Below are 25835 nucleotides of genomic sequence, written 5' to 3'. Positions count from 1 at the left end.
TCGCGATCCTTTTCCTGACCTATGTCGGTACGCTCAGTTGACCAGTAAAACCGCCTCAACCCTACGGTTCAATTCACGCCCCTCGGGTGTAGAATTTGAGGTCAGCGGGGCAAGATAACCGATGCCGCGCGCCTCAAGCCGGTCTGCAGCCACCCCATGCGCTTCGATCAGGCGAACACGCACCGCCTGCGCCCGGCCGGTGCTAACCGAGATATTGGCATCCAGCGCGCCAGTGTCATCTGTATGCCCCACAAGCGCCAGCCGTGTATCCGGGTTATCGGCCATATAGGCTGCGATCTGGGCCAGTGATGCGAACGGCCCCTCGCCCAGCGTGATCTCTCCAGTTTGAAAGTGCAGGTCCTCGAGAATGACATGCCCGTTCTGGGTCAACGCCGCCAAAAGACCTCCTGCAGGCTCGACCGTCTCTTCGATCACCAGTGGCGGCGGAGCCTCGGCGTCAACCGGAGTAACGCGGATCATCTGCAAATAGCCACTGGGTGGATTGCGACTAACCAGTAAGCTCAGCACCTCCTCACCGCGCACAGCCGACAAAAAACGGTAGTCCTGAATGGCTACATACATGTCAGGGGTTGGCACCACCTCTGTCGCAAAGCGAAAGTCGAAGCCACCGCAAGTGTGGGCCTCACATTCGAATAAAACGTCATAGCCTTGCGCGACGATCTGTTCACGCAGAGGGGCCAACAGTTGCAAAGTGGTACTTGACCCAGACTGCACCCGCCACGTCGTGCGCTCGACCTGCCCTTCGACTTGACGCACTGGTAGATTGCCGTCGGTAAAGGGGCCGGTGGGCAAATCATAACTGTCCAGCGGACTAACGCGGCTGCTGATCTGGCGCGTACCTGTGGGCAGGACCAAATCCTGCGCAGCCAACGGTCCCGCCAATAACAATAGTATCAGAGAGGCAATTCGGATCATCGGGCCTGCGCGTGATAGTCGTCGTTCGGAGCCATTGCCGTAGCGCTGGCCACCCGGTTCGACATGTTGAAAAAGCCGGTGACATTGGCGATGTCCCAGATGTCGCGGTCGGTAAAGCCCACATCGCGCAGACATTGGCGATCGGATTCTTCGATTTCGGAACTGGCTGTCGTCATCTTGGCCGCGAAATCCAGCATCGCGCGCTGACGCCGATCCAAAGCAGCCACACGGTAGTTCATCACCAGCATTTCGCCCAACTGAGGATCACCAGACAGTTGACGCACAGCCGCACCGTGGGCCACCAGGCAATAAAAACATTTGTTGATCGCCGACACGACGACAGCAATCATCTCCCGTTCAAGCTTGCTTAGGCCGCTGTCGCCCAGCATCAGGTCATTATACGTCGCCGTGAACGCATTTAACTTATCGACATCAAACGCATAGGCGCGCAGAACGTTCGGTACAAAACCCAGTTTTTCCACGCAAATATCAAAGTATTTCTGCGTCTCGGGCGGAAGTGGTTCCACCATTGGCAGGTTCAGAGCGGTGGGCATGGTCTGGTCTGTCACGTCAGGCTCTCTCCTTAGACAAGCTGACGGTAGTGGTATTCGCTGACAATCTCCATCCCAAGGGCGCGATAAAGGCCGTTGGCCCCGTCATTCACCTTGGTGCAAATCACACTGAGCGTCTGGGCGTCGTTATCCCGCGCCCAGAAGGCGGCGGCACGCATCGCCCAGTTTCCCAAGCCTTGGCGGCGGTGGTTAGGTAAAATCTCAAGCGCGTGAACCATAGCCACGCTACCCTGCTGTGCCACAAAACCCGCGCCAGCAGGCTGATCATTGTGACGTAGCAGCAGGCTAAATTTTGATCCCTCCACACGTTCCATTACTGCAACCCGTTCGGGCCCGATCCCGCCTTGGGCCCAAATCTCGCGCATGATGGCCAATGGCTCATTTGTTCTGAATACAGTAACACTCGGGATCGGCTGGTCTGTCAGGCGTTCCACAGGGCATGCGTAGATATTAACAGGGTCTAGTATCTCATAACCGCGCGCGGCCAATTGCGCATCCAGCGTCTCGTCCCCGGGACGCAGGCAGAAGATGCGTTTTTGTCCGAAGTCTTGCATCGCCGCTTCGGCGGCATCAATATCAGCCTCGGTTGCGGGACCCAGTGCGTTGGCGGCAGACACGCGTGAACCACCCCCCTGCCCTTGCCGCAGCTGGAACGGCCCCAGCCGTTCATACTGCGCGGCAGGCCAAGTGCCGTCCACAACGTCTGGCCAGTTGATGCTCACAGATCCAGCTCTTTCGCCAACCGAGTCACGGCTGCGTCAATGCGCGCGCCGTCTGTGCCGCGTACAACCACGTTCGAACCAAATGCCCCGTTAATCTGAAACGGATAGCTGCCGATGGAGAGGTCTGGAAAATCACCTGCCAGCGCGGTCAAAGGTCCGGCGATATCACCCTCCCCCCGATTCACGCGCAGAGTCTGCGATAGCAGAGGGCTGCCGCCGGTCAGGCCTGGCAGAACGCTTGCGACCATCGCCTGAAACACCGAAGGCACCCCGGCCATCACATGCACATTCTGGATCGTAAACCCAGGCGCGGTTGAGACCGGGTTGTCGATCAGCGCCGCCCCGTCCGGGATACGCGCCATCCGAAGGCGCGCCTCATTCAGCTCTTGACCGGATTTGTCATAGCGGGCTTGCAACAGTGCGCGGGCGTCCTCGCGTATGTCGATGGGTGTGTCAAAGGCGCGGGCGATACTATCCGCTGTAATGTCATCATGGGTCGGACCAATGCCACCGCTGGTGAAGACGGTGTCATAGGCCTGTGACAACGCCTTGACCGCCGTTTCAATGGCGCGTGCATCGTCGCTGACGATCCGCACCTCTTTCAGGTCGATGCCATGTTTGGTCAGCTCACCGGCAAGATAGTGCATGTTCGCATCGCGGGTCCGGCCCGAGAGGATCTCATCCCCGATCACAAGCATTGCTGCGGTTGGATTGGCCATGGCGCGTGCCCCCCTCTTGATCGACCTCTGGGGCAGGTATAGGCCGGGGGGCATGAAATTTGAAACCCCCCTTGTCCCCGCCCGCCTGATACGGCGCTACAAACGCTTTCTGGCTGATTGCACGCTGGAGGATGGGCGCGAGGTGACTGCCCATTGCGCCAACCCGGGCTCGATGATGGGGCTGGCGGAACCGGGTGAAAAAATTTGGCTTGAGCCGAATGACGACCCTAAGAAAAAGCTGAAATACGGCTGGCGGCTTGTCGATCATGAAAACGGGCATTTCACGGGGGTCGATACGTCGGTGCCCAACAAAGCCCTGCGCGCGGCGTTAGAGGCGGGCGAGATACCTGAATTGGCCGCCTACAAAACCGTTCGCCCCGAAGTAAAATACGGCGAAAACAGCCGCATCGACTTTCTTCTTACCCAACCGGGCCTTCCCGATGCGTATGTTGAGGTCAAAAGCGTCACCCTTTCTCGTGAACCCGGTCTGGCCGAGTTTCCCGACAGCGTGACTGCGCGCGGCACCAAGCATCTGGGTGAGTTGGCCGCGATGACAGCGCAGGGCCATCGTGCGATCATGCTGTATCTGGTTCAGCGCACCGATTGTGACCGGTTTACGCTGGCAGCCGATATTGACCCGACCTATGCTTCGGCATTCGAAACCGCGCAGGCGAAAGGAGTCGAACGATTGGTGTATGGGACACGAATTTCACCCGACGGCGTTTGGGTGGATTTAGCTTTCAAATAGGCAAGTCAGACTAACTGCCACAGATCATACTTCACAAAAATCCTCCCATTTCCTGCGATGTTTGAACCGCTTATTGAATGGGATCTGAAATTTCAGCGCGTTAATATCAGTTTTCGTTACATGTCTCCATTTCCGGAACCTCGGCGCTGTTACGAGTCATAACCCAGCGACAACTCTCGACGATCAAGTGTCCTTCGCGTCCGGGTAGAGCTTCGGTAACGAATACGGTGTCGGCAGCGAAACTGAAGCCCGTGGGGGTCTCGACAGAGGGAACGATCCGGATTGTTTCAATGTAGTCGAAATCTGGTCGGCAAGCGGTGACGTAACCAGATACCTGCCCGTTGGCGACCGCGGCTTTTCCAGAGTAGAGAGATGCCGTCCGCCGTTGTAACTCTTCATCCTCTGCCGTCCAGGTCGCGATATCGAGGCGATCGCCGTTTTGAAGAACGCGAATGTCCAGATTAAGTTGGAATACGCCTGGCAATCCGTTTTCCGTTCGTTCGCAGGCAACGACGCCACTATAGGTCCCGGTCAACGACGGATCATCAGCCAGAACAGGAGAACCGGCGATTATAAGTACGGTGATAAGATGTCTCATGTGTCCTCCAGCGGTTCGTCCAAAAGTCTGTATTGAGTTTTCTTAGCAGATGATTTTAAACCGCTCGTTCAGTTTTTCTGTCTTTGAACATCCAATTGAGTAGAAGGTAGGATTGTTTCTTCTTCGTAACGCACAGCGACTTTTTCTTCCGAGATTTCATACGTTGAACAAGGCAACTAAGCGAAACATAGCCAATACGAGTGAATAGAGCACCCTAGGGCTTATTCATATTGAGCGTTTTTGATTGCCAGCTATTCCCGCAAAGCACACTCGGAGCAATGAGGTGAAAAACCCTTGAGTTGCGAACTAATGCAACAATGGCCCAGGACTCTTGTTGGGGTGAGCTTTTCCGCGGGTCATTTCGGTGCGTCGAACGCCTGATCCTGAATGTCTGGCCACAGCTCTGCGTCCAATCCCTTCATGAACGGATCTATATGATCCGCGACCGCCCGCCACCCGCCGACCGAAGAGGCGTTGACCGGCTTACGGGCCTGCAGATTACTCGCCGTTCTAATCGCATCCGAGGATTTGTCGGGCGACAGCATATCCTCTTCGAAAGCTAGTCCACAGATTTGGGCTAGTTCCTTCGCAGTGTCTTCCAGATTGCCGACCAACGTCTCGTAACGGATGTCGTGGATACGCCCTGGCAGAACTTCGCGCCAGTGCCGCATATAGCGTTGATACCGGTTGGCCTCGGCCGCCATCCAGTTCAAGTCGTGGGTATAGTAAAGTCCACCCGCGCCGAAATTTGCGCGCCACATGGACAGGGCGACGTCGCGCGGGTCACGCATCACGTTCAAGATCACCGCATCGGGAAACGATTGCGCGATATCCCCCAAATAAGCGTAGTTGCCGGGGGCCTTATCAACGAAGGCCACAGCGTCCTCAGATACGGTTGGTAGTTTATCAAAATAGAAATCCGCCAACTTATGATCCACACGCCACTCTGGCGATTGCGCTTCAACCTGTCTGGCCCATTGATGCACAGAGGCAAGCTCACCCAACCCCTGAACGCTGGAATGCCGGGCCAGTATACGTTCAACCAATGTGGTGCCCGAACGCGGCAAGCCGACTACGAAAATCGGTCGGGCAGCGTCTGTCCGCTTGGACTCAATTGCAGGCAGTGGTGCGGCTAGCCGCTTGGCGCAATCTCGTTCGCTTTGTGCCTCCCAAGGCTCGAACCCATTGCACTGCACCCTGTGCGCTTCGGCCAGATGCTGCATTTCCAACTGCGTGTTTTTTTCTCGGCGGGCTAGGTTTGCTGCTGCAAACCGCAGCTTCACCGCATCTTGTGGATTTGCTATGCCGCGCTCAAGCGCACCTGACACCTGAGGTTTCAGCGTTGCGATATCATCGAAAGTCAGGTTTGGCAGCCCGGCAATAATCTCAAGCGCTTCGGGGTGACCCGGCGTTGCCGCCAATGCCGCGCGCGCATTTTTCAACGCGTCATTCAGTTGGCCGAGCCCAATTTGTGATCTAGCTAGGCGTGTCAAACCGGGACTGAACTTGGGGGCTTTTTTGACCATGCCCGTAAGAACATCGACAGCGCTGCCCCATTGATGCATCGCATCCAAACAATCGGCTTTCAAAATCTGCGCTTGAAGATTGGCGGGTTCACGTTTCAGCACCTGATCAATGATGGTAAGGGCTTTCTGGGGTTCCTGCTGCTGCAACAATGCCAGCGCGCTTATGAATTGCTGGGCAGGGTTGAGCGGGCCACGTGCACTGACCTTTTCCAAAAACTTCGAAGCCGCCGCGGGGTTACCGCCTTGGACCAAACTCAGTGCGTAGTTTTGAATTAACTCGGCGTTGCCGGGATCTAACTGCCACGCGCGTTCGAAGTGCGTTTGGGCTTGCTGGAAATTCTGCTGCTGAATCGCGCATAAGCCGGCAAGTCTGGGCAAAGCCGCAGCGTTTGGCCATTTCTTGGCGGCCTTAACCGCCCGTTTGAAGGCTCGTTCGGGGCGGCCAGCCTTGAGAAGCTCACTGATGCTGGCAACCTCTGCCCTCAACTGGTCAGCTTTTCTTTGCATTTGCATGCCCTTCATTGTTTTCCGCACCGGCGTGGACTTGTCATTTGCTAGTTCAAAATTACCTGATGGTCTACATACGATCAGGCGCAAACTTGACATTGCGGTCGCGCGCCCTCTGGTACTTTCTGCACAAGCAGCGTAAAAGGAGTGCTGCGCGAAACTTTTGGAGCCTCGCACCGATGAAAGAACATCGTGGCCGCCTGACCAAGGACGGCATCCGCATTTATGAACAGGGAGACTTTGTCGGTATGCAAGCGGCAGGGGCCTTGGCTGCGCGGATTCTTGATGACATAGCCGAGCATGTCTTTCCCGGCCAAACAACTGGGGCGATTGATGGTCTGATCACTCAGATGGTCGAAGACGCTGGCGCGACTTCAGCGACCATCGGCTACAAAGGGTATCAGCACGCCAGTTGTATCAGCGTCAATCACGTGGTCTGCCATGGTATTCCCGGAGACAAGCGACTGAAGGAAGGCGATGTCCTGAATATCGACGTCACGGTTATCGTGGACGGCTGGTTCGGCGACACTTCGCGCATGTATGTGGCGGGTAAACTGCCACGCAAAGCAGAACGCCTGATCCAAGTGACCCACGACGCCCTTTTCAAAGGCATCGAGATGGTCAAACCGGGCAATACCTTTGGTGATATTGGTCATGCGATTCAGACCTATGTCGAGGCGCACCGGATGAGTGTTGTGCGCGATTTCTGCGGCCACGGGTTGGGCCGTGTCTTCCACGCGCCGCCGAACGTGCTGCACTATGGCCGCCCAGGCACCGGTGCCGTTTTGGAAGAGGGCATGTTCTTCACCATCGAGCCGATGGTCAATCTGGGCCGCCCCGAGACCAAAACGCTGTCTGATGACTGGACCGCCGTGACCCGCGACAAGTCGCTGTCAGCACAGTTTGAACATTCGGTAGGTGTGACCGCAGATGGGGTTGAGATCTTCACCCTTTCACCAGGTAACAAGTTCCACCCGACCTATTCGTCCTGATCCGCGGCCTGATCCCGCAGCAGTTTCAACAGCAGGGTTTCGCACCCCCATGGCGTGACCGCGTCATGGATGAACACTGGCGCGCGCATCGGTTTACGCTCAGGCCCGGTGGCAGCGTCGGTATCCTGTGAAACAGTCCAGAGCGGAGGGGTCAGGGCGCGGTCCATAACCCGGATAATAGCACAACCAGATCAAACACCCAAAAGCGTAGGAACTTCGGCCATGTCGGTGAACAATTCGGCGCCGAGATCGACCAGTTTTTCGCCACCCCCATGGGGCACATAAGCCAAACAGCGCATATTGGCCCGGATCGCAGCGGTAACTCCGTTGGCACTGTCTTCGATGACGACGGGCTGTGAGGCGCCGAACTTTTCCGCTGCAGTCATGAACATCGTCGGGTCAGGCTTGGCTGTGCCCAGCACATGCGCCGAAAACATCACGTCCTGAAAACGATCCCATAGCCCGTTCTGGCCCAACGTGATCTTCATCTTGTCCGGACTGCCATTTGAGGCAACGCAGAAAGGGACGCCGCAGGAGTCCAGCGTGGTCAGCAAGCCTGAAACTCCCGGCATCAGCTCCACACCCTGCCGAAGTCGGTCGTAGGTTTCGGCATAAACCTGATCGATCCAGTCGTCCGGCAGGTCCGCACCCAGTTCCCGGGCTTTTTCCCGAACGCCGGTCATGGTGCCGCCTACGAAAAACTCCACGCTATCCTCCAGCGTCAAGTCCAGCCCATAACGACCCAGATTCTCGACCAGCACCTGATTGGACAGCGGTTCGCTGTCGACCAGAACACCGTCGCAATCAAATATCACCAGATCATGCATTCGGGGCTGTTCTCCACATCAGCGTGATATGCGTGTCGCCATATTTGCGGCTGTCCTGCAAGGTAAAACCGTCGGGCGGATGCATCGGGGCGTTTTCCTCCCACACGATCAAGGCGCCATCGGCGATCCAGCCTTGCGACAGGGTAGCAATGGCTTTCTGGCCCATGGACTTGCCGTAAGGCGGGTCCAGAAAGATCAAATCATACGGTGCGACCGGATTCTCTCCCAACCGAGCGGCATCCCGGCGGATCAGATCGGTGCGATCAGCACAGCGGGTCAGGTCAATATTCTTTCGGATCAGACCCTGCGCCACACGACCGTCGTCCACAAAGGTCACATGCGCCGCCCCACGCGACAACGCCTCGAGCCCCAGCGCGCCAGTGCCTGCAAACAGGTCCAGCACGCGCAGCCCGTCAAAGTCGATCTGGTGGGTCAGGACGTTGAACAGGCTTTCGCGCACCCGGTCGGTGGTGGGGCGCAAATGTGCGCCCACATCACCTTTTCCGACCGAGGCCAAGGCTCGGCCCCGGAATTCTCCGGCAATGATCCTCACGCCTTGAGCAACGGCTTCAAGTCCGCACCCGGGTCGGCCACTACGGCCGGATCAGCAGTCTTGCCCGCGTCAATCAGGCGTTTGCCGACCATATAGGCACGTGGATCGTTCATTGCGTCCACCGCAATCAACTGATCTCCGTTGTAGTACCAGAAAGAGACGGTCTGGCCTTCTCCCTTACGGGTCACGACGCGATCATAGCCAGTGTTAAGGCCCGCGATCTGCAACTTGACGTCATACTGATCCGACCAGAACCATGGCGTCGCCACATAATCCTTGGCGGCACCAAGCATGTTCTGGGCCACGATCTCAGCCTGATCAATCGCATTCGGAACGCTTTCCAGACGAATGCGCGCATCGCCATGTGGGAAGGACGCGCAATCCCCCGCCGCCCAGATTGACGGATCGGAAGTGCGACCATGCGCGTCGGCCTTGATGCCGTTGTCCAGTTCAAGCCCTGCCATCTCTGCCAGGTGGGTCGAAGGGACGATACCTACACCGACGACAACGAAATCAACCTCGATCTCGGTGCCGTCAGTCAAAACCGCACCAACTACCTTACCGTTTTCGCCGACCAGTCGGTCCAACCCAACACCTTCACGGATATCAGCGCCGTATGCGCTGTGCAGAGCGCGGAAGTAATCGCTGGTCTCAGGTGCGGCCACTCGTTGCAGGATACGGTCGGCCATCTCGACCAAGGTCACTTGAACCCCGCGCTTGGCGCACACCGCTGCGGCCTCAAGCCCGATATAGCCGCCGCCAACGATCAAGGCGCGGGCACCGTCTTTCACTTTGGGCTCCATCTCGTCGATATGGGCCAAATCACGAACCACATGTACGCCTTCCAGATCACCACCAATTGCGGCGGGCAGGTAACGTGGGTCGGAACCGGTGGTCAGGGCCAACTCGTCATAGGAAATCACCTCATCGCCCACGGTCACGGTCTTGGCTTGCGGATCAATCGCGGTAACGCGCTCTCCCAGACGCAGGGTGACGTTGTTATCAGAATAAAAACTTTCGGGCCGCAGGAACAGACGCTCCAACTCCATTTCGCCCAGCAGATAGGCCTTGGATAGCGGTGGGCGCTGATAGGGCAAATGCGGCTCGGCCCCGATCAAGGTGATATCCCCTTCAAACCCGTCTTTACGAAGTCTGGCGACAAGCGAAGATCCCGCCTGACCCGCACCAATCACGACAATATGGCTCATGTTCCTCCCACCCTGTCGAATTCCCGTGGTCTCATCCACGCGACCACCTATATTGCGGCTGAGCCCGACTCTGCAAATCCAAACGACAGGAGCTTAAAAATGATTTCAACAGGTGACACACTGCCCGACGCCACACTAACTAAATTGGGTGCAGAAGGCCCCGAGGAGGTGCGGATTTCAGACAAAACCAATGGGCGAAAAGTCGTGATTTTTGCCGTGCCCGGTGCTTATACACCGACCTGCAGCTCGGCCCATGTGCCCAGCTTTATCCGCACCAAGGATCAGTTCGCCGACAAGGGTGTAGATGAAATCATCTGCGTATCGGTAAACGACCCATTCGTGATGCAAGCTTGGGGTGAGGCCACGGGTGCCACCGAGGCGGGTCTGACCATGCTGGGTGATTCCTCGGCCGAATTCACCAAAGCGATCGGAATGGAGTTTGATGCCCCTCCCGCCGGGTTGTACGCGCGGTCCAAGCGCTATGCGATGTTGGTCGAGGACGGAAAAGTAACTGCGTTGAACCTGGAAGAAAGCCCCGGTGCCTGCGAAGTTTCCGCGGGTGAGAGCCTGTTAGAAGCGATCTGATCGCGTATGGCCCCGGGGTACCTCGGGGCCAAAAGCACTAATTTACTTGATGCAACGCCCTCATCCGCCAATAGTTGTGGTATATAATCAGGGAGTTCATTTATGAAACTAAAGGTTCTTACCTTGGCGTTGGGAACGGCAGGCGCGCTTGCTGCTTGCGGCCCTGCACCTACGCCACAACAACAAGCAGCACGCCAGCATGAAATTGCCTGCCTCAGCGGGACATTGGGCGGGGCACTTATCGGCGGTGCCATCGGCAACCAGTTCGGCGGCGGATCCGGCAAAGCCATCCTGACAGGAGCTGGCGCAGCCACCGGCGCCGTTCAAGGCAACAGATTCGCATGCTGAGGAGAATTGGGATGACACGTGGAATTTTGATAGCGGCGGTCGCTCTGACGGCGGGTGCGGCATCGGCCGAAACCGTAGGCGAGCTGCACGAAAACGAACTAAACGCCATCGACGCGAACAACGATGGGTTCCTATCTCGGGATGAGTTCAACGCCTTTTCAGATTATGCCTTTCAGGAAATGGATGATGACAAGAACGGAACGCTTGGGTTGGACGAAGCCAAGCCGTTTTTGGACATAAAGCAGTTCCAAGATGTTGACCGGAACAATGATGACTTTATTTCAAGGGCGGAATACGACGCGCAGATGAACAACGATTTCAACACTGCGGATCAGGACGGCAATGGTCTGCTCGACTAGTTTCTGGGACGTGACATGAACAAATGGATCGGCTTCGGAGTACTTGTACTGCTTGCGGCCTGCGATGCGCCGCAAGCCCCCGTAGTCACTGGCCCAGACGGCCAGACGCGCATTCAAATCAACACATCTGGGCTGACCTGTTACAACAATCGCTGTCTGGACATTAACCCTGCTGCGCGCAGTGTTCGTCAGATCGGCAACCGCACGACCGGCATTCCTGCGGGTATTGATGTCAGCAACGGCACTGTCACTCCTGCGGAGTTTGAACAAATGGGGATTACTGCGTCTCTTGCAGGCGGTGTCGGTTCCGGTAACCGTTAGCAGAGGCTGTCCATCTTGCGCGCCAATTTGGCATCCAACGCAGACAGCCCACCCACATCATGGGTAGCCAATGTGACCTCGACCGTGCGGTAGACATTTGACCATTCGGGGTGGTGGTTCCATTTTTCCGCAAAGATCGCCACCTGGGTCATCCAACCGAAAGCCTGCACGAAATCCTCGAAGATAAAGGTTTTGGTAATCGCATCCCGGCCTTCGACCATGGTCCAGCCGTTATTGAACAGCGGGTCCAAAAGCGGTCCGCGGGTCTCGGGCGACAGTAGTTCGGTCATTGCTGTTCCTCCGGGTTTGATTTCCTGAACGGACCGTATTCCGTCAGAATCTCAATCTCTTGTCCCACTGCGTGGGCCTCGGCGTCCAGATATTTCTTGATCGCATCGGAAAAGCCGGGATCAGCCACCCAGTGCAAGCTGTGCGTGCGTGTGGGCAGGTAACCCCGCGCCAGCTTGTGCTCGCCCTGCGCGCCCGCCTCGACCCGTTTGAGACCTTGGGCAATGGCAAAGTCGATCGCCCTATAATAGCACAGTTCGAAGTGCAGACTGGCGTGGTATTCAAGGCTGCCCCAATAACGGCCAAAGAGCGTTTCGCGACCAATAAAGTTCAGCGCACCTGCAATTGGATAACCATCGCGTTCCGCCAGCACCAATGCCATGTCATCAGCCATGGTTTCCTGAGCGATATCAAAGAATTGCCGTGTCAGATACGGCGATCCCCATTTCCGCGCGCCAGTGTCTTGGTAGAACCGCCAGAAAGCATCCCAATGCTCGGGACGCAAGTCATCGCCAGACAGAGTACGGATTTCGCCGCCAAAACTGCAGGCCTGTGCGCGTTCTTTGCGAATGTTCTTGCGTTTACGTGAGGACAGCGCAGCGAGAAACCCGTCAAAATCAGTGTAGTCGTCATTGAGCCAGTGAAATTGCTGCGACTGGCGAACCAAAAGGCCCATCTGTTCGCCTGCCAGCGCTTCATCCTCGGTGCAGAAGGTGGCGTGCAGCGAAGATACCTGATTTTCCGCCGCCAGTTGCACCGCCCCTTGCACCAAGGCCGGCATTCCCAAAGCCTCGTACCCCGGTCGTATCAGAAAGCGCCGCCCCGTGGCGGGCGTGAAAGGCACTGCTATTTGAAGTTTTGGGTAGTACCGACCGCCTGCATTCTCATAGGCATGGGCCCAGTTGTGGTCGAAGATATATTCACCTTGGCTGTGCGACTTGGCATACATGGGGGCAGCTGCGATCAGCATACCATCCAGATAGGTTGTCAGGTATTGCGGCTGCCACCCTGTGCCTGGCCCGACAGAGCCACTGTTTTCCAATGCCAGCAGGAACCGATGGGTGGTAAAGGGATCAAGCGGGCCTCCACCATCGGCGGTCTCGGGACAAGCGCAGGCGTCCCACTCCTCGGCAGAAACCTGCGAGAGCGAACCCAGAACCTGTACTTCTATTTGCGCCTGATCCATGTGCCCTCCGCGTCTGATCTTTATCTGTGACCGTGGAGACAGGGTTCAACCCGGGTGCGGGGCCAAATACCCTTCGAAGGTCACATTATCCGCAACAGAGCGGGCTTCTGCCTCTTGTTCCGGCGATCGTACGGTCCAGCACAGGATTGGCACTCCTCGCGCCTTTAATTCAGCCACCCGAGGACGGCTAAGATCCGCAACTTCGTGACTGATGAAACTGGCACCGACCCGGTCAAAATCGGGAATGTCTCGCAAGTGATCACAAACCGCCTGCGGTAACAGTTCTACCTTTGGCTGGTAGGAACAGGTCACTAGCCCGCGTGGCAGATGCGGGGCAATACGCGCCAGTTCGGCCACACTATGGGGGTTAAACGACATAAGCGCCACCGGCCCTTCGTAACCTTGCAGAGCGCGCACCGCGTCAGCCTCTAACAAGCCAACTTCAGTACCCATCGCACCGTCCTGGTCCTTGAACTCGATCAACAGCGGCACCTTGCCGTCCACCATTTCCAACACTTCGTCCAGCGTCGGAATACCGTCATCGGCGTGCAGCAACTGGGTCGCCTGCGCCTGTTCAGCCGAAATTTGCTGGATCGGACCAGACTGCCCGGTCAGGCGGGTCATGTCGTAATCATGAAACACCATCGCCCGGTTATCCGACGTCCGTTGCAGATCGATTTCGATTCCATATCCAGCCTCAATAGCGGCACGAATGGCCGCCCGGCTATTTTCCGGGCGGTTGTCGGTCTTGTCATGCAGCGCCCGATGCGAGATCGGGACCTGCAGGAACACGGACGGTAAGGGCGGTGTCATTTGACCTCGAAAATGCCTTCGATTTCGACGGCCACACCTAACGGCAATGAGGCCGCACTGACGGCCGAACGAGAGTGCCGGCCAGCCTCACCGAGCGCTTCAACCAAGAAGTCCGACGCACCGTTGATTACTTGCGGCTGAGCGGTGAAATCCGCGGTCGAGTTCACAAATCCAGTCAGTTTAATGACCCGCACCAGCTTTTCGATATCGCCGCCACAGGCTGCCTTCACTTGCGCAAGCAGGTTGATGGCGCACACCTTTGCCGCGTCCGCACCGGCCTCGACCTCCATGTTATCGCCCAGCTTACCGGTGATCAGATCATCCGCCTTGGAAATCTGGCCCGAGACGTAAACGATGTTTCCTACCCGAACGAAGGGCACGTAATTTGCCGCTGGTGCTGGCGCGTCTGGCAGGCTGACGCCCAAACTTTCCAGTTTCGCTGCGATGCTCATGAGGTTTCCTCCAAATCTTTGAGTCGCGGCGAAGCTAACCGGGACAGGCGGGTTCGAAAAGTACGAAAACGGGGATGGACGCGCCCAAATGGTGGGCGTAACTCTACTTATTCCGAAGAGTTGAACCTGTGCCGCTTTACCTGCAACCGTCGCGCAGGTTAAACGCAAACAGTTTCATATTGAGTGTGAAACGAGTATGTGACATCGGATAAGGCCATACTAAATGGCCAAAAGCAGTATTGATTAAGCGTTCGGGCAAACAAATCCGAATGGTTTGGAGTGGCAAAGACCGTGTTGAGCAGACCCCGCCTAAAGTATTTGATTGTTCTGCCCCTGCTGGCAGTCCTTGGCGCCTGCGCCACGCGCCCTCCGGAAAGCCTGCCGCCGAATGAAGTGTTCGATCCCTACGAAAACACCAATCGTGGCATTCACAAATTTAATTTGGGCGTCGACCGGTTCCTGTTCCGTCCGGCCTCAAAAGGTTATGTGAAGATTGTTCCCGATCCTATGGTGACCAGCTTCAACCATTTCGCCGAAAACTTGACGATGCCCGGGCAGGCGTTGGACTACTTGCTGCAGGGCAATATCAAACAATCCGGCAACGCTTTGCTGCGCTTTGTTGTCAACACCACTGTAGGCGGTTTGGGCCTGTCGGACCCAGCGGCCGAGCTGAACCTACCGCCGGTGGATACAGATTTCGGTGAGACCCTGCATGTCTGGGGCGTTGGAGAGGGCGCTTATGTCGAACTCCCGTTCTATGGCCCCTCAACGCAACGCGATTCTATCGGCGTGATCGTCAATCTGTTCTCGAACCCAATCAATTTCACCCCGGTCCGCCCGGTCGACAATATCGGTGTTTACGCCGAGGTCGTGCGCCGAATGGGCGACAGGGGTCGGTTCTCGGACACTGTCGATTCGATCTTGTATGAAAGCGCCGACAGCTATGCGCAGGCACAGACAATTTACATCCAAAATCGCCGCTTCGAACTGGCACGGGATGATGAAGATGCCTATCTGGGTCTGTATGACGACCCCTATGCCGAAACCGGGACCGACCCTGTCAGGGACCCCTACCTAGACCCCTACGAGGACCCCTATGCCGAATAAACATTTGAACAGACGCGGTTTTATCGCCACTGGCCTGGCCGGTGCAATGCTGACCGCCCTGCCCGCATTTGCCCAAACTGAAGCCAGCGCCAAGGCGTTGGTGGTCAGCGTAGTCGACGACATCAACCGCGTGATCGCCTCTGGTAAATCCGAAAAAGCCATGATTCGCGACTTCGAGAAAATCTTTGTGCAGTATGCCGATGTTCCGATCATGGCGCGCTATGTGTTGGGTGCCGATGGTCGTTCAGCCAGCCCCTCGCAAATCAAACAATTCACCAAAGCGTTTCAGGGCTATATTTCCAACAAATATGGCCGCCGCTTCCGCGAATTCATTGGTGGTCAGGTCACCGTTCGCAACGCCCGAAAGATCAAGGCGGGCTACGAAGTGCGCACCTCGGTCAAACTGCAGGGCTCGTCTCCGTTTGAAGTGACATTCTTGGTGTCGGACAAGTCAGGGCGCGACAAATTTTTCAACATGTTCATCGAAGGGGTAAACATGTTGCTGACCGAGCGCACCGAGGTCGGCGCCATGCTGGATGCCCGCGGTGGCGACCTTAATCGTTTGATCAAGGATATGAACCAGAACAAGGTCGGCTGATCCCGTTCAGGAACTACAATAAAGCCGCGCAATGTTGATCGCGCGGCTTTTTTTGTTCTAATGGCTTCAGTTTAAGCGTTCACCGGTTTCCTTAGCGAAGTAAGACACTTTGCTCATGTCAAAGGCGAGGTTCAGCATTTCGCCCGCCTGCGCACTGGTTTCCGCGTGCAAGCGCGCTGTGACTTGCTTTCCGCCAAGCTCCGATACCACATAGGTATCCGCCCCAGCAGGCTCGACCATATCGACCATGCAGGGCGCCTCTTGCACGCCGTCGCCAGCACGGAACCCGGCTTCCGCGATATCCTCGGGGCGCAAGCCCAGAATAACGTCCTTGGGCAGCGACAGGTCGCGGGCATCATTCAGTACCAGCGTGTCACCTGCCTCACGCGAGATGGCGATCTGCGTGCCCGACCCGTTTTTACTGGCTTGCGCCGGGATCAGGTTCATCGCAGGTGAACCCATGAAGTCCGCTACGAACAGGTTGGCCGGGTTGTTATAGATCTCGGCCGGCGTACCGATCTGCTGCACGATACCGCCTTTCAGAACCACAATCTTGGTGGCCAGCGTCATCGCCTCGATCTGGTCGTGGGTCACGTAAACGATGGACGCGTCCAATGTCTGGTGCAGCTTCTTGATCTCGGTCCGCATCTCGACCCGCAGTTTGGCGTCCAGGTTCGACAGCGGCTCGTCAAACAGGAACAGCTTGGGATCACGCACCAGTGCCCGACCCATGGCCACCCGCTGGCGCTGCCCACCCGAAAGCTGGCTGGGGCGGCGGTTCAGAAGCGGCTCGATCTGCAGCAGCGAGGCAACCTCTTTCAGTTTGGCGTCCTGTGTCGCCTGATCGACCCCGCGCACTTTCATGCCGAAAGTGATGTTCTTGGCCACGGTCATGGTCGGGTACAGAGCATATGACTGGAACACCATCGCAATGTCGCGGTCCTTGGGGCTGACATGTGTCATGTCGTTGCCGCCGATGGAGAGCGTCCCACCGGTGATCTCCTCCAGCCCCGCAATACAGTTCAGCAAGGTGGATTTACCGCAACCCGAAGGGCCGACCAGCACCAGGAAATCGCCCGGTTCGATTGAGATGTTGATGTCCTTCAGAATCTCGGTCGCGCCGTAATTCTTGTAGAGTTTGTTGATATCAAGGATGGGAGCCATGGGTCTTATCCCTTCACTGAGCCGGCGGTCAGACCGCGGATGAAATACTTACCGGCAACGACATAGACGAGCAGCGTCGGCAGCCCCGCGATGATCGCGGCAGCCATGTCGACGTTGTATTCTTTGACGCCGGTGGTGGAGTTTACGATGTTGTTGAGCGCTACGGTCACGGGCTGCGTTCCCGCCTGACTGAACGACACGCCGAACAGGAAGTCATTCCAGATCTGCGTGAACTGCCAGATCACGGTCACCACGATGATGGGCAGCGACAGCGGCAGGAAGATCGACCAGAAAATCCGCAGGAACCCGGCACCATCGACACGCGCGGCCTTGGTCAGCTCGGACGGGATGGTGACATAGTAGTTGCGGAAGAACAGCGTGGTGAAGCCCAGCCCGTAGATCACATGGACAAAGATCAGGCCCGGAATGGTCCCAGCAATACCCATAATGCCCAGCAGGCGCGCCATTGGCAGCAGAACCACCTGAAACGGGATAAAGCATCCAAACAGCATCAGCGAGAAGATGATGTTGGCCCCTTTGAACCGCCACTGCGCCACCACATAGCCATTCAGCGCACCCAGAAGGGTCGAAATGGCCACCGCAGGCACTGCGATCAGGACCGAGTTCCAGAAGTAGGGACGCAGACCTTCACACTGGATGCCGGTACAGGCGCCGGACCATGCCGTTTTCCAGGCATCGAAGCTAACTTCGCGCGGCAGGGAAATCAGGCTGCCGGTGCGGATTTCCTCAAGGCTTTTCAGCGAAGTGGTCAACATCACGAAAAGCGGCATTAGGTAATACAGCGCGAACAAACCTAGTAAGACGTACAGCAACCAGCGCAGGGCAGTCTTGCCAGCGGCACTTTGGGTGCGGGTTTGAGATTGGGTTTGGGGCATGGACAGATCAGTCATTTTTCGCCCTCAGCTCTGAGTAAAGGTAAGGAACCACGATGGCAAAGACGACCAGCATCATGATCATCGCGGACGAGGCCGCCTGACCGATATCGCCGCGCGAAAACGCCATGGCGTACATGTATGTGGCCGGCAGATCGGTCGCGTAACCAGGTCCACCCCCTGTCAGGGCGATGACCAGGTCAAAGCTCTTGATTGCAAGGTGGGCCAGCACGATGAAGGCAGACAGGAAAATCGGAGCCATCGACGGAATGATGATCGCCGTGTAGATGCGCCATGTGGGGATACCATCGACCTGCGCGGCCTTGATAATCTCTCCATCCACCGAACGCAGCCCAGCCAGGAACAGCGCCATGACGAAGCCCGAGCTTTGCCAGATCGCGGCCATTACAATGGTGTAGATAGCGTAATCGGGGTTCACCAACCAGTCGAACTTGAAATTCGGGAAGCCCCAGCCCTGCACCATGGACTCGATACCCAGACCGGGGTTCAAAATCCACTTCCACGCAGTACCGGTCACGATCATCGACAGCGCCATCGGGTAGAGGTAGATCGTGCGGATCGCGCCTTCGACGCGGATCTTCTGATCCAGCAGGATCGCCAGCAGCAGGCCCAGCACCATCGCGATTACGATGAACAGCGCGCCAAAGATATACAGGTTGTTGATTGCCGTATCCCAGCGAGGGGAGTCGAACAGGCGTTCATACTGGATGAAGCCCTTGATCTCGTATTTCGGCAATAGTTTCGATCGGGTCAGCGACACCCATGCAGTCCATCCGATAAATCCGTAGACAAAGATCAATACGGCGATGAACGACGGTGCCAGCACCACCTTGGGCAGGTGGTTTTCCAGCCATTCGGACATTTTAGCCTCCGGGGAAAGGTGCTCTGCCCCGTAATTGTAAGGGGCAGAGCGTGATGGATCAGTAGCTGTTTGCCACTGCGTCCGCCAGTTGCTGAACTGCGTCAGCCGAGGACATTTCCGAGTTGAAATGCGCAGTCACAACGTCGGTGATCGCGCCAGATTGCGATCCGCGCAGCGCCATGCCGTGGGCATAGGACGGCAGCAGCGAGCCTGCGTCCGAGGTCGAACCCATATCTTCCGCCGACAGGTTGGCGCAGATGTCGAAGTCATCCAGTGCCACGTCGGTGCGTGCCGGGATGGAACCTTTGTTCAGGTTGAACACTTTCTGGAAGTTCGGCGCCACGATCAGCTTGGCCAGCAGGTCCTGACCAGCTTTCTTGTCGTCGCCGTCCACGTCGAACATGGCAAAGCTGTCGACGTTGTACAGGTAGCCGTCACCGGGGGTCGAGGCACAGAGGAAGTCTTCGCCGGGCTTCTTGCCCGCCGCCAGGAACTCACCCTTGGCCCAGTCGCCCATGATCTGGAAGGCTGCCTCGCCGTTCATGACCATGGCGGTAGCAAGGTTCCAGTCGCGGCCCGAAAAGTTTTCGTCGACAAAGCCGCGCATCGTGCGCATCTGGTCAAAGGCTTGAACCATCGTGTCCGAGGTCAGCGCTTCGGGGTCCAGATCGACCAATGCTTTCTGGTAGAACTCGGGGCCGCCGATGCCCAGAACAACGGCTTCGAACACGGTTGCGTCCTGCCACGCCTGACCGCCATGGGCCAGTGGGATCACACCGGCATCCATCAGCTTGGTTGCAGCCGCGTTGAACTCGTCCCAAGTGGTCGGCATTTCGATGCCGTTGGCCGCCAGAACATCCGCGTTGGCCCAAATCCAGTCGACACGGTGTACGTTCACCGGTGCCGCACACCATGTGCCTTCGCACATCATGTGACCTGCGATGGACGCAGGCAGCACGTCGGCCCATCCTTCGGCTGCAGCAACGGAAGAGATATCGGCCAGAACGCCTTCTTCGTACCATTCTTGAATGGCGGGGCCTTTCAACTGAACAGCAGTCGGTGCGTTGCCAGCCAGAACGCGAGCACGCAGAGCGGTCATGGCTGCATCACCGCCACCACCGGCCACAGGCATATCTGTCCAAGTGCCGCCGTTCGAGGCAAACTCTTCCTGCAATACGGCCACCGATTTGGCCTCACCGCCCGAGGTCCACCAATGCAGAACTTCGGCCTGGGGACCGGCCAAAACCGACGACCCGGCCACGACGGCCAAAGTCGAAACGGTCGCGAATGCAAAACGCTTCATTTTGTGTCTCCTCCCTAGAGAACTTTGTGACTGCAACAGCAGCGATGACCGCCATACTGCGACTAGAATGGTGTCTGGCAACGCCTAATCCGAAGCAAATCCCAGCCTCCGCCCAAAAATTCACCGCTTTTGTTACAGCGTGTTACGTTGACATTGAATCTGTTTCCATTCGTTACAATGCATGATGTCGGAGGAGCAGAAATTGGGAGGGCAAACCGCGTGAGCATTCCGCGACTTTTGGTGGTGGACGACGACCCCGAGATGCGGTCGATGATGACTCAGTTTCTGCAGCAGAACGGTTTCATCGCCCTGCCCGCCAGCTCGGAGAGCGAAATCCGGTCCCATCTGACGTCGGGTCGGATCGACCTGATCCTGCTGGACGTGATGTTGGGCGACGAAAACGGGGTTGAAATCTGCGCCCGCCTTCGTGTCGAGCAGGATGTGCCGATCATTTTGGTATCGGCTCTATCTGCTGATCACCAACGGATGGCCGGGTATGAAGTTGGTGCCGATGACTATATCGCCAAGCCCTTTAACCCGCAGCTCATGCTGGCGCGAGTCCGCGCGGTGATGCAGCGCGCCCGGCGCACACCATCGCTGGCCTATCGTCGCCGCACGCGTAGTTTTCGGTTCAACGATTGGAGCTATGACGGCAAGCGGGACGAAGTACATTCGCCCGAGGGCTATCTGGTTTCACTGTCGCAACGGGAAACCGCGCTTCTCAAGGTTTTGCTGGCCAACCCGCATATCCCCCTGACACGGGATGAGATCGCAGCGGCATTGGATGTCACCGGCAGCACTGATAAACCCGAGGCGCAGGGCCGCGCCATCGACATGCTGGTTGGGCGGCTGCGGTCCAAGATCGAAGCTAACCCGAAAGACCCGCAGATGCTGCGGACCGAACGCGGAGTCGGCTATGTCTTTGCCGCCGAAGTTTCGGTGGAAGAAGGCGCATGACAGGGCGTGCGCCGCGCTTGCGCAGCCTGGGCTGGATCTGGACAGGCGCCGCCTTTGCCTCGGGCCTGCTTGCGGCGGGCTTGTGGTTCGCCTCGGCGCGCGCATGGGACGACTTCCTGACCCGCGCGTATGTCGCAGGTTTTGCCGTCTATGAAGATTTGCGCGTAGGTCAAACACCGCCGCCCGGGATCACGATCACGCCTCTGCCCCCCGACGTTGCACAGCTGGCAGAGGTCGGTCGTTTCGAACAATTGCCGGGCCTGTCGGATCGCAGTTTTGTCACCAACCTATCGATCCTGACCGACAACACCGACCCCCTGACGGGGCGCGAGCTGACTCTTGCAGTCATGTCCGACCGGCTGGTCTATCCGGTCTCAGACATCCTGTCGCGCATCGACCAGACAGGCCCCGAAAAGATGGGCAACCTGACGCGCCTGCTGGCCACCTATTGCAGCGAACCAATCCTGATTGCGCAGTATGGGCGCAATGACTGGCAGCGGGTTGATGGCACCGAAATCTGGGGCTGCAAGGCGGCCCCCGCCGACCTGCGCCTGCCAGCGATTCTGGCCGTCATCGTGGCGCTAGCGGTCATTCTCACCTCGGTCGGCAATGTCTCGGACAGTTTCACCCGCTTTTCGAGCGCACTTCGCGACCGAAAGCGCCGCGGTGGACCAAACAGCTATGACGCTGATGGCCCCGCGGAACTGCGTGAGATCGTCTCAGCCGTAAACGCGCATCTGGATGATGAACGCATACAGCTGGAAAAACGCGCGACAGTGCTTTCAGGCGTCAGTCACGATCTTGGAACCCCGGCCACACGGGTCCGTTTGCGTGCGGCTTTGATTGCTGATGACGAGCTGCGTGAAAAGCTCGAGGCTGATGTAGATCAGATGACCGGAATGATCGAAAGCGTGCTGACCTACACGAGGTCGGAGCTTAGTATTGAGGAACCGCAGCAGATATCCTTGACCGCACTGGTCGAGTCTTTGGTCGCCGATTACCAGGACATGGATCTGCCGGTCACACTGAAGAAAATTGCGCCCGTTGCGGTCGAAGGTGCACCTTCGGTTTTTATGTCACGGCGCGGGCATGGGTCACTGCCGGAAACACGCCGGATGCTCGTAATGGGACGGCCGATTTCACTGAAACGTGCGCTGACCAACCTGATCGACAACGCGTTAAAATATGGTCGCCACGCCGAGGTTCAGCTGGAAACCGACGCACGCACCGCGACCATCACAGTTGAGGATAAGGGCGCCGATCTGTCTGTATCGGATATCGAGGCGCTAATGGCCCCGTTCCGGCGCGGCTCGAATATCGGGTCGTCAGACGGGTTCGGTCTCGGCCTGACAATCGTCGCAACGATTGCCGAACAGCATGGTGGGTCGCTGAGTTTCGAGGCAGGAGACCAGGGTTTACGCGCCCAGTTAAAGATAACCCGACAATAACGGCTCTTCAGCTCATGTAGCTGCGCACCAGAGCGCCAGCAATCAGTGACCAGCCATCAGCAATGAAGAAGAAGGCCAGTTTGAATGGCAATGACACGGTCGCGGGCGGTACCATCATCATCCCCATCGACATCAACACTGCGGCCGCCACCAGATCAATGATCAAAAAAGGCAGGAAGATTAGGAACCCGATCTGAAAAGCTCGGGCGATCTCGGATAGCATAAAGGACGGCATCAGGATCGAAAGTGGCGCTTCGGGCGTCAGCGCAACGGCATCACCGCCGGGGCGCAGGGCTGCCATGGCGTGGAACGTATCTGGATCTAAGCGCGCGGCCATAAATGCGCGAAAAGGTTGAATGGCGATCTGCAACGCTGGCTCAACCTCCATCGATTCTTCAACCATCGGGCGGATTCCGGTTGTCCAAGCCTCAGAGAAAACTGGCTCCATGATGAAGTAGGTCAAGAACAGCGCCAGACTGACGATCAGCATGTTGGGCGGCGATTGCTGCAGTCCGATGCCCTGTCGCAGAATGGCCAGAACAGTGATCAGAAACGGAAAACAGGTGATCATGATCGCTAGCCCCGGTGCGAGGCTGAGGATCGTGATCAACAGGATAAGCTGGATGGTTCGCGCCGAGATTGAACCGCTGTCATCCAAGGACAACGACAGTTCTTGCGCCCCGGCTAACGAGGGGTGCAGCGTCACGAGCGCAACAACCAGCCAAACACCGCCCCGCATCAACCGATCCCGTTTTGCAGATCCGCGATTTCGGTCAGGCGAACAGCAAGTTGTCCGGCTTGATCACCCTCCAATTCCTCCAGCAGGCCGCGGGCGATCAGTTGATCACCCACATAAAGATCAACCGGATCTTCGACTCGCTTATCCAAAATCAGAACAGCATGCTCACCCATATTGAGCAGATCGCGGATCAGCGGACGCGCACGCCCGACCGATACGGTGACCTCAATTGGAACCGCTTCGAAAGGATTGGCTTTTTCAGGTTTCGGTGATTGGGGATCACTCATGGTTTACTGCCTCTTTTGCCTCAAATACATATGCGTCAAATGCACCCGCGACCGCGGCAAGCAGACCGCTGCAGTCCACCTCGCGCTGAGATGTGCCAACTTGCAACCGGGCTTGTCCCGGCTTCAGCGAGGGGTCTTCGATCACGCGGGTCGGTGAGGAAAGCTCCTGCGGCAGCAAAGCCTCTACCTCAGCCGCCCGATCCTTGGGCACCAAGATCTGCATTGGCTGGTCGATCTGTTCCCGCGCCATTTCGGTCAGTTGCTCGACCAACCGGGGGGCAAATCCACGATCCAGTGTTTCGGGCAGCACGGCATCCACCAAGCTCTGGAACATCGGTTCCAGTGACAGGGTCATTCGGGTAAAAGCCTCATGATAGGTGAAGGACATGTCCTCCAACGACCTGGCCAGCCCGTCCGAAATCTGACCCCGACTTTGCTCCTGTGCCTGAACCGCATCTTCCCAACCAGCACCATAACCTGCCTCAAACGCGGCCAGTCGCTGTTCTTCAAGCGCGTCCTCGTTCAGCAAGTGCAGCTTGCCACCCTCGGCTTGGAGCGTGAAATCTTCAAGAAGATGGGCGATCGACATCAGACGCGCTCCTCGCCTTCTTCAAGCCAACTGCGCAGAATTTCGACGGTTTCTTCCTGTTTGTCGCCGATCATGACACGTAATCGGTCGACAGGATCAGCACCCGGCTGCGCGGCCAGCACAGGGACATCACCGTTGGTTACTTGCCCGGAAAGAGGCGTGAATTGGCCATTCTCGCCGGTTGCAACTTCCCCATTTAAAACAGTCTTTGGTTCCGAAGCTATGTCCGTGGACAAGAACGCCGGAGCTGTTGCCGGTTTCATCAGAATCGGACGAACTACGAACAGTCCCAGCGCCAGAGAAACAAGTGCCAGAACCGCCATCTGAATCAGCGACATTGCATCGACATACACGTTCTGCCAAATCGACGATGACGCCAGTGTGCCTTGCGGTTCAATGGCTGGTAGGTCCAGGGACTTCAACGTGATGACGTCTCCGCGTGCTTCATCGAAACCCACGGCAGACGCAACCAGCTCTTTCAAGGCATCCATCTCAGCGGCTGACAACGGCTCAAAAATTTCAACCCCAGTGGCATCAATGCTTCGTGTACCGCTGACCAGAACTGCCACTGTCAGCCGTTTGATCGCCCCCGGCGCGTTGTGCACCTCAAGCTCGGTTTCCGAGACCTCATAGTTCACCCGTTCGCGCGTCTGCGTGGCGTTAGAGTTCGACTCGTCTCCGCCGGCACCGTCACCATCCGGCAGGTTTGACGCAACTGTAACTTCGGCAGACTGGTTTCGTGCGCTATCGGACCGCTCCTCGATATCAGTGCTTATGGCGACGCGGCTACTTGGGTCAAAACGACGCTCGCGGATCGATTCAGTCTTGGTCACAGTATCAACGCTGACTTCAACCACGGCATTTCCGACGCCTACGCGAGCCTCTACTAGTCGCAACGCCCGCTCGCGTAGCTGACGCGCCTTTTCATCTGCTGTATCGGCAGCCACAGCTGTTTCCTGCGCCCCGACCACCGTACCATTGGAATCAATTACCGTTACATTCTCGGCCGCAAGGCCGCTAACGGCCGAGGCTACCAGAAACCGTATCGCTTTAGCCTGATCTGGTGTGATCTGAGCTCTCGACGGCACTAAATAAACAGAAGCCGTCGGAGCGACGCTGCGCTGAAACGGGTTGTTCGATCCGTTGGCGATATGCACTCGCGCCTGGCTGACATGAGGGCTGCCGACGATCGTTCGGGCCAGCTCACCCTCTTTCGCACGCCAATAGGCGGCATCGAACATCTGCGACGTGGTGCCAAAACCGCTGAGTGAATCCAACAGCTCATAGCCCTGATTGCCATTCGCCGGCAGCCCCTCACTGGCCAGGGTCATGCGCAGTTCATCCCTTTGCGATCCGGGCACGTAAATCGAACCGCCGCGAATCTCATACGGAACTCCACGCTGTTCCAACGAGCGGACGATGTCCCCCGCGGCACCGCTTTCCAGACCCGCATAGAGCAAGGTCATCGAAGGTGCCGTCACAAGACGTGACATCGCAAGGACCCCAAGAAACACCAGTACGACAGCACCGGCGACGATGATTTGTTTACGCCTGTCCAAACTTGCCCAGACAGTTCCGATCTGCTGCACGCTCACCTCCAACTCGCC

Annotated in this window: 32 protein-coding genes; 10 read left to right on the top strand and 22 right to left on the bottom strand. The window is 57.3% G+C overall.

All coding sequences use genetic code 11. The annotated features are described in order from the left end of the window. Positions 1–33 precede the first annotated feature (33 nt). Genes ACR0L3_RS12405 through ACR0L3_RS12390 form a run of 4 tightly spaced genes read right to left on the bottom strand, consistent with a single transcriptional unit; the run spans position 34 to position 2949 of the window. Positions 34–936: an OmpA family protein gene (locus tag ACR0L3_RS12405; protein WP_480746040.1), complete on the bottom strand. Its 903-nt coding sequence runs from the start codon at positions 934–936 to the stop codon at positions 34–36. Beyond that, on the bottom strand, positions 933–1505 hold the full coding sequence (locus ACR0L3_RS12400; RefSeq protein WP_480746039.1) for a peroxidase-related enzyme: 573 nt from the start codon (positions 1503–1505) through the stop codon (positions 933–935). Before ACR0L3_RS12400 ends, ACR0L3_RS12405 begins: the two co-directional genes overlap by 4 nt. A gap of 14 nt (positions 1506–1519) precedes the next feature. After that, positions 1520–2230, bottom strand: coding sequence for a GNAT family N-acetyltransferase (locus ACR0L3_RS12395; protein WP_480746037.1), 711 nt, complete (start codon positions 2228–2230; stop codon positions 1520–1522). After that, positions 2227–2949: a competence/damage-inducible protein A gene (locus ACR0L3_RS12390; RefSeq protein ID WP_480746036.1), complete on the bottom strand. Its 723-nt coding sequence runs from the start codon at positions 2947–2949 to the stop codon at positions 2227–2229. Before ACR0L3_RS12390 ends, ACR0L3_RS12395 begins: the two co-directional genes overlap by 4 nt. A 52-nt stretch (positions 2950–3001) precedes the next feature. Here ACR0L3_RS12390 and sfsA point away from each other — a divergent pair, with 52 nt between their 5' ends. Beyond that, entirely contained in the window at positions 3002–3697 is a 696-nt protein-coding gene (gene sfsA / locus ACR0L3_RS12385) for a DNA/RNA nuclease SfsA (RefSeq protein WP_480746035.1), read from the top strand. Positions 3698–3803: 106 nt separating this feature from the next. Here sfsA and ACR0L3_RS12380 read toward each other — a convergent pair whose 3' ends face one another. Continuing rightward, complete coding sequence (locus tag ACR0L3_RS12380) at positions 3804–4295, bottom strand: hypothetical protein (protein WP_480746034.1); 492 nt, start codon at positions 4293–4295, stop codon at positions 3804–3806. Positions 4296–4651: 356 nt separating this feature from the next. After that, positions 4652–6328, bottom strand: a complete 1677-nt coding sequence (locus tag ACR0L3_RS12375) for a sulfotransferase (protein ID WP_480746033.1) — start codon at positions 6326–6328, stop codon at positions 4652–4654. Between the two features lie 179 nt (positions 6329–6507). Here ACR0L3_RS12375 and map point away from each other — a divergent pair, with 179 nt between their 5' ends. After that, on the top strand, positions 6508–7320 hold the full coding sequence (gene map / locus ACR0L3_RS12370) for a type I methionyl aminopeptidase (RefSeq protein WP_480746032.1): 813 nt from the start codon (positions 6508–6510) through the stop codon (positions 7318–7320). Here the strand turns inward: map and ACR0L3_RS12365 are convergent. From ACR0L3_RS12365 to ACR0L3_RS12350, 4 genes are read right to left on the bottom strand one after another with little or no spacing between them, the layout of a single operon-like run. Then, positions 7308–7487, bottom strand: coding sequence for a hypothetical protein (locus tag ACR0L3_RS12365; RefSeq protein WP_480746031.1), 180 nt, complete (start codon positions 7485–7487; stop codon positions 7308–7310). The two genes, map and ACR0L3_RS12365, sit on opposite strands and share 13 nt — an antisense overlap. Positions 7488–7511: 24 nt before the next feature. Beyond that, on the bottom strand, positions 7512–8147 hold the full coding sequence (locus tag ACR0L3_RS12360) for an HAD family hydrolase (protein WP_480746030.1): 636 nt from the start codon (positions 8145–8147) through the stop codon (positions 7512–7514). Further along, the gene (gene rsmD / locus ACR0L3_RS12355) at positions 8140–8700 is read right to left on the bottom strand and encodes a 16S rRNA (guanine(966)-N(2))-methyltransferase RsmD (protein WP_480746029.1); all 561 of its coding nucleotides are present in this window, start codon (positions 8698–8700) and stop codon (positions 8140–8142) included. Before rsmD ends, ACR0L3_RS12360 begins: the two co-directional genes overlap by 8 nt. Continuing rightward, positions 8697–9908 carry an NAD(P)/FAD-dependent oxidoreductase gene (locus tag ACR0L3_RS12350; protein WP_480746028.1) on the bottom strand — a complete coding sequence of 404 codons (1212 nt, stop codon included), beginning with the start codon at positions 9906–9908 and terminating at the stop codon, positions 8697–8699. The genes rsmD and ACR0L3_RS12350 overlap by 4 nt, the downstream gene beginning before the upstream one ends. A 99-nt stretch (positions 9909–10007) precedes the next feature. Between ACR0L3_RS12350 and ACR0L3_RS12345 the strand changes: the two genes are divergently transcribed. The 4 genes from ACR0L3_RS12345 (at position 10008) to ACR0L3_RS12330 (ending at position 11521) form a co-directional block, all read left to right on the top strand. Beyond that, the gene (locus tag ACR0L3_RS12345) at positions 10008–10493 is read left to right on the top strand and encodes a redoxin family protein (protein ID WP_480746027.1); all 486 of its coding nucleotides are present in this window, start codon (positions 10008–10010) and stop codon (positions 10491–10493) included. Positions 10494–10595: 102 nt separating this feature from the next. Beyond that, positions 10596–10841 (top strand): glycine zipper 2TM domain-containing protein, encoded by a 246-nt coding sequence (locus ACR0L3_RS12340; protein ID WP_480746026.1) that lies wholly within the window; start codon positions 10596–10598, stop codon positions 10839–10841. A gap of 11 nt (positions 10842–10852) precedes the next feature. Next, positions 10853–11200, top strand: a complete 348-nt coding sequence (locus ACR0L3_RS12335) for an EF-hand domain-containing protein (RefSeq protein ID WP_480746025.1) — start codon at positions 10853–10855, stop codon at positions 11198–11200. Positions 11201–11215: 15 nt separating this feature from the next. Continuing rightward, positions 11216–11521, top strand: a complete 306-nt coding sequence (locus ACR0L3_RS12330) for a hypothetical protein (RefSeq protein WP_480746024.1) — start codon at positions 11216–11218, stop codon at positions 11519–11521. Here ACR0L3_RS12330 and ACR0L3_RS12325 read toward each other — a convergent pair. Genes ACR0L3_RS12325 through ACR0L3_RS12310 form a run of 4 tightly spaced genes read right to left on the bottom strand, consistent with a single transcriptional unit; the run spans position 11518 to position 14260 of the window. Then, positions 11518–11811, bottom strand: a complete 294-nt coding sequence (locus tag ACR0L3_RS12325) for a 4a-hydroxytetrahydrobiopterin dehydratase (protein ID WP_480746022.1) — start codon at positions 11809–11811, stop codon at positions 11518–11520. The genes ACR0L3_RS12330 and ACR0L3_RS12325 overlap by 4 nt on opposite strands. After that, positions 11808–12995 (bottom strand): GNAT family N-acetyltransferase, encoded by a 1188-nt coding sequence (locus tag ACR0L3_RS12320; RefSeq protein ID WP_480746021.1) that lies wholly within the window; start codon positions 12993–12995, stop codon positions 11808–11810. Before ACR0L3_RS12320 ends, ACR0L3_RS12325 begins: the two co-directional genes overlap by 4 nt. Positions 12996–13040: 45 nt before the next feature. Next, complete coding sequence (locus tag ACR0L3_RS12315) at positions 13041–13808, bottom strand: glycerophosphodiester phosphodiesterase family protein (RefSeq protein ID WP_480746020.1); 768 nt, start codon at positions 13806–13808, stop codon at positions 13041–13043. Next, positions 13805–14260, bottom strand: a complete 456-nt coding sequence (locus ACR0L3_RS12310; RefSeq protein WP_480746019.1) for a RidA family protein — start codon at positions 14258–14260, stop codon at positions 13805–13807. The genes ACR0L3_RS12315 and ACR0L3_RS12310 overlap by 4 nt, the downstream gene beginning before the upstream one ends. A 291-nt stretch (positions 14261–14551) precedes the next feature. Between ACR0L3_RS12310 and ACR0L3_RS12305 the strand changes: the two genes are divergently transcribed. Together ACR0L3_RS12305 and ACR0L3_RS12300 are read left to right on the top strand one after the other, a co-directional pair. Then, positions 14552–15367, top strand: coding sequence for an MlaA family lipoprotein (locus ACR0L3_RS12305; protein WP_480746018.1), 816 nt, complete (start codon positions 14552–14554; stop codon positions 15365–15367). Beyond that, positions 15357–15965 carry an MlaC/ttg2D family ABC transporter substrate-binding protein gene (locus ACR0L3_RS12300; RefSeq protein ID WP_480746017.1) on the top strand — a complete coding sequence of 203 codons (609 nt, stop codon included), beginning with the start codon at positions 15357–15359 and terminating at the stop codon, positions 15963–15965. The genes ACR0L3_RS12305 and ACR0L3_RS12300 overlap by 11 nt, the downstream gene beginning before the upstream one ends. Positions 15966–16031: 66 nt before the next feature. On the opposite strand, the gene ACR0L3_RS12295 is transcribed toward ACR0L3_RS12300, so the two are convergent. From ACR0L3_RS12295 to ACR0L3_RS12280, 4 genes are read right to left on the bottom strand one after another with little or no spacing between them, the layout of a single operon-like run. Continuing rightward, complete coding sequence (locus ACR0L3_RS12295; protein ID WP_480746015.1) at positions 16032–17129, bottom strand: ABC transporter ATP-binding protein; 1098 nt, start codon at positions 17127–17129, stop codon at positions 16032–16034. 5 nt (positions 17130–17134) lie between these two features. Continuing rightward, entirely contained in the window at positions 17135–18040 is a 906-nt protein-coding gene (locus tag ACR0L3_RS12290) for a carbohydrate ABC transporter permease (protein WP_480746014.1), read from the bottom strand. After that, positions 18033–18905, bottom strand: a complete 873-nt coding sequence (locus ACR0L3_RS12285) for a carbohydrate ABC transporter permease (RefSeq protein ID WP_170488259.1) — start codon at positions 18903–18905, stop codon at positions 18033–18035. Before ACR0L3_RS12285 ends, ACR0L3_RS12290 begins: the two co-directional genes overlap by 8 nt. A gap of 58 nt (positions 18906–18963) precedes the next feature. Further along, positions 18964–20208: an ABC transporter substrate-binding protein gene (locus ACR0L3_RS12280; RefSeq protein WP_480746013.1), complete on the bottom strand. Its 1245-nt coding sequence runs from the start codon at positions 20206–20208 to the stop codon at positions 18964–18966. A gap of 219 nt (positions 20209–20427) precedes the next feature. Here ACR0L3_RS12280 and ACR0L3_RS12275 point away from each other — a divergent pair, with 219 nt between their 5' ends. Then, a complete protein-coding gene (locus ACR0L3_RS12275; RefSeq protein ID WP_480746012.1) occupies positions 20428–21165 on the top strand; it encodes a response regulator transcription factor in 738 nt (245 codons plus the stop codon). Further along, complete coding sequence (locus ACR0L3_RS12270; protein WP_480746011.1) at positions 21162–22613, top strand: sensor histidine kinase; 1452 nt, start codon at positions 21162–21164, stop codon at positions 22611–22613. The genes ACR0L3_RS12275 and ACR0L3_RS12270 overlap by 4 nt, the downstream gene beginning before the upstream one ends. A gap of 7 nt (positions 22614–22620) precedes the next feature. On the opposite strand, the gene fliP is transcribed toward ACR0L3_RS12270, so the two are convergent. Genes fliP through fliF form a run of 4 tightly spaced genes read right to left on the bottom strand, consistent with a single transcriptional unit; the run spans position 22621 to position 25817 of the window. Then, positions 22621–23352, bottom strand: coding sequence for a flagellar type III secretion system pore protein FliP (gene fliP / locus ACR0L3_RS12265; protein WP_480746010.1), 732 nt, complete (start codon positions 23350–23352; stop codon positions 22621–22623). After that, on the bottom strand, positions 23352–23639 hold the full coding sequence (locus ACR0L3_RS12260; RefSeq protein ID WP_480746009.1) for a FliM/FliN family flagellar motor switch protein: 288 nt from the start codon (positions 23637–23639) through the stop codon (positions 23352–23354). Before ACR0L3_RS12260 ends, fliP begins: the two co-directional genes overlap by 1 nt. Continuing rightward, positions 23632–24228 carry a FliH/SctL family protein gene (locus ACR0L3_RS12255; protein WP_480746008.1) on the bottom strand — a complete coding sequence of 199 codons (597 nt, stop codon included), beginning with the start codon at positions 24226–24228 and terminating at the stop codon, positions 23632–23634. Before ACR0L3_RS12255 ends, ACR0L3_RS12260 begins: the two co-directional genes overlap by 8 nt. Next, positions 24228–25817 carry a flagellar basal-body MS-ring/collar protein FliF gene (gene fliF, locus ACR0L3_RS12250; RefSeq protein ID WP_480746007.1) on the bottom strand — a complete coding sequence of 530 codons (1590 nt, stop codon included), beginning with the start codon at positions 25815–25817 and terminating at the stop codon, positions 24228–24230. Before fliF ends, ACR0L3_RS12255 begins: the two co-directional genes overlap by 1 nt. Positions 25818–25835 lie beyond the last annotated feature (18 nt).

The sequence above is a fragment of the Ruegeria sp. CK1 genome (assembly GCF_056536545.1).
The sequence above is the reverse complement of the archived record's forward strand: the minus strand, read 5'-3'. Positions and strand labels throughout refer to the sequence as shown.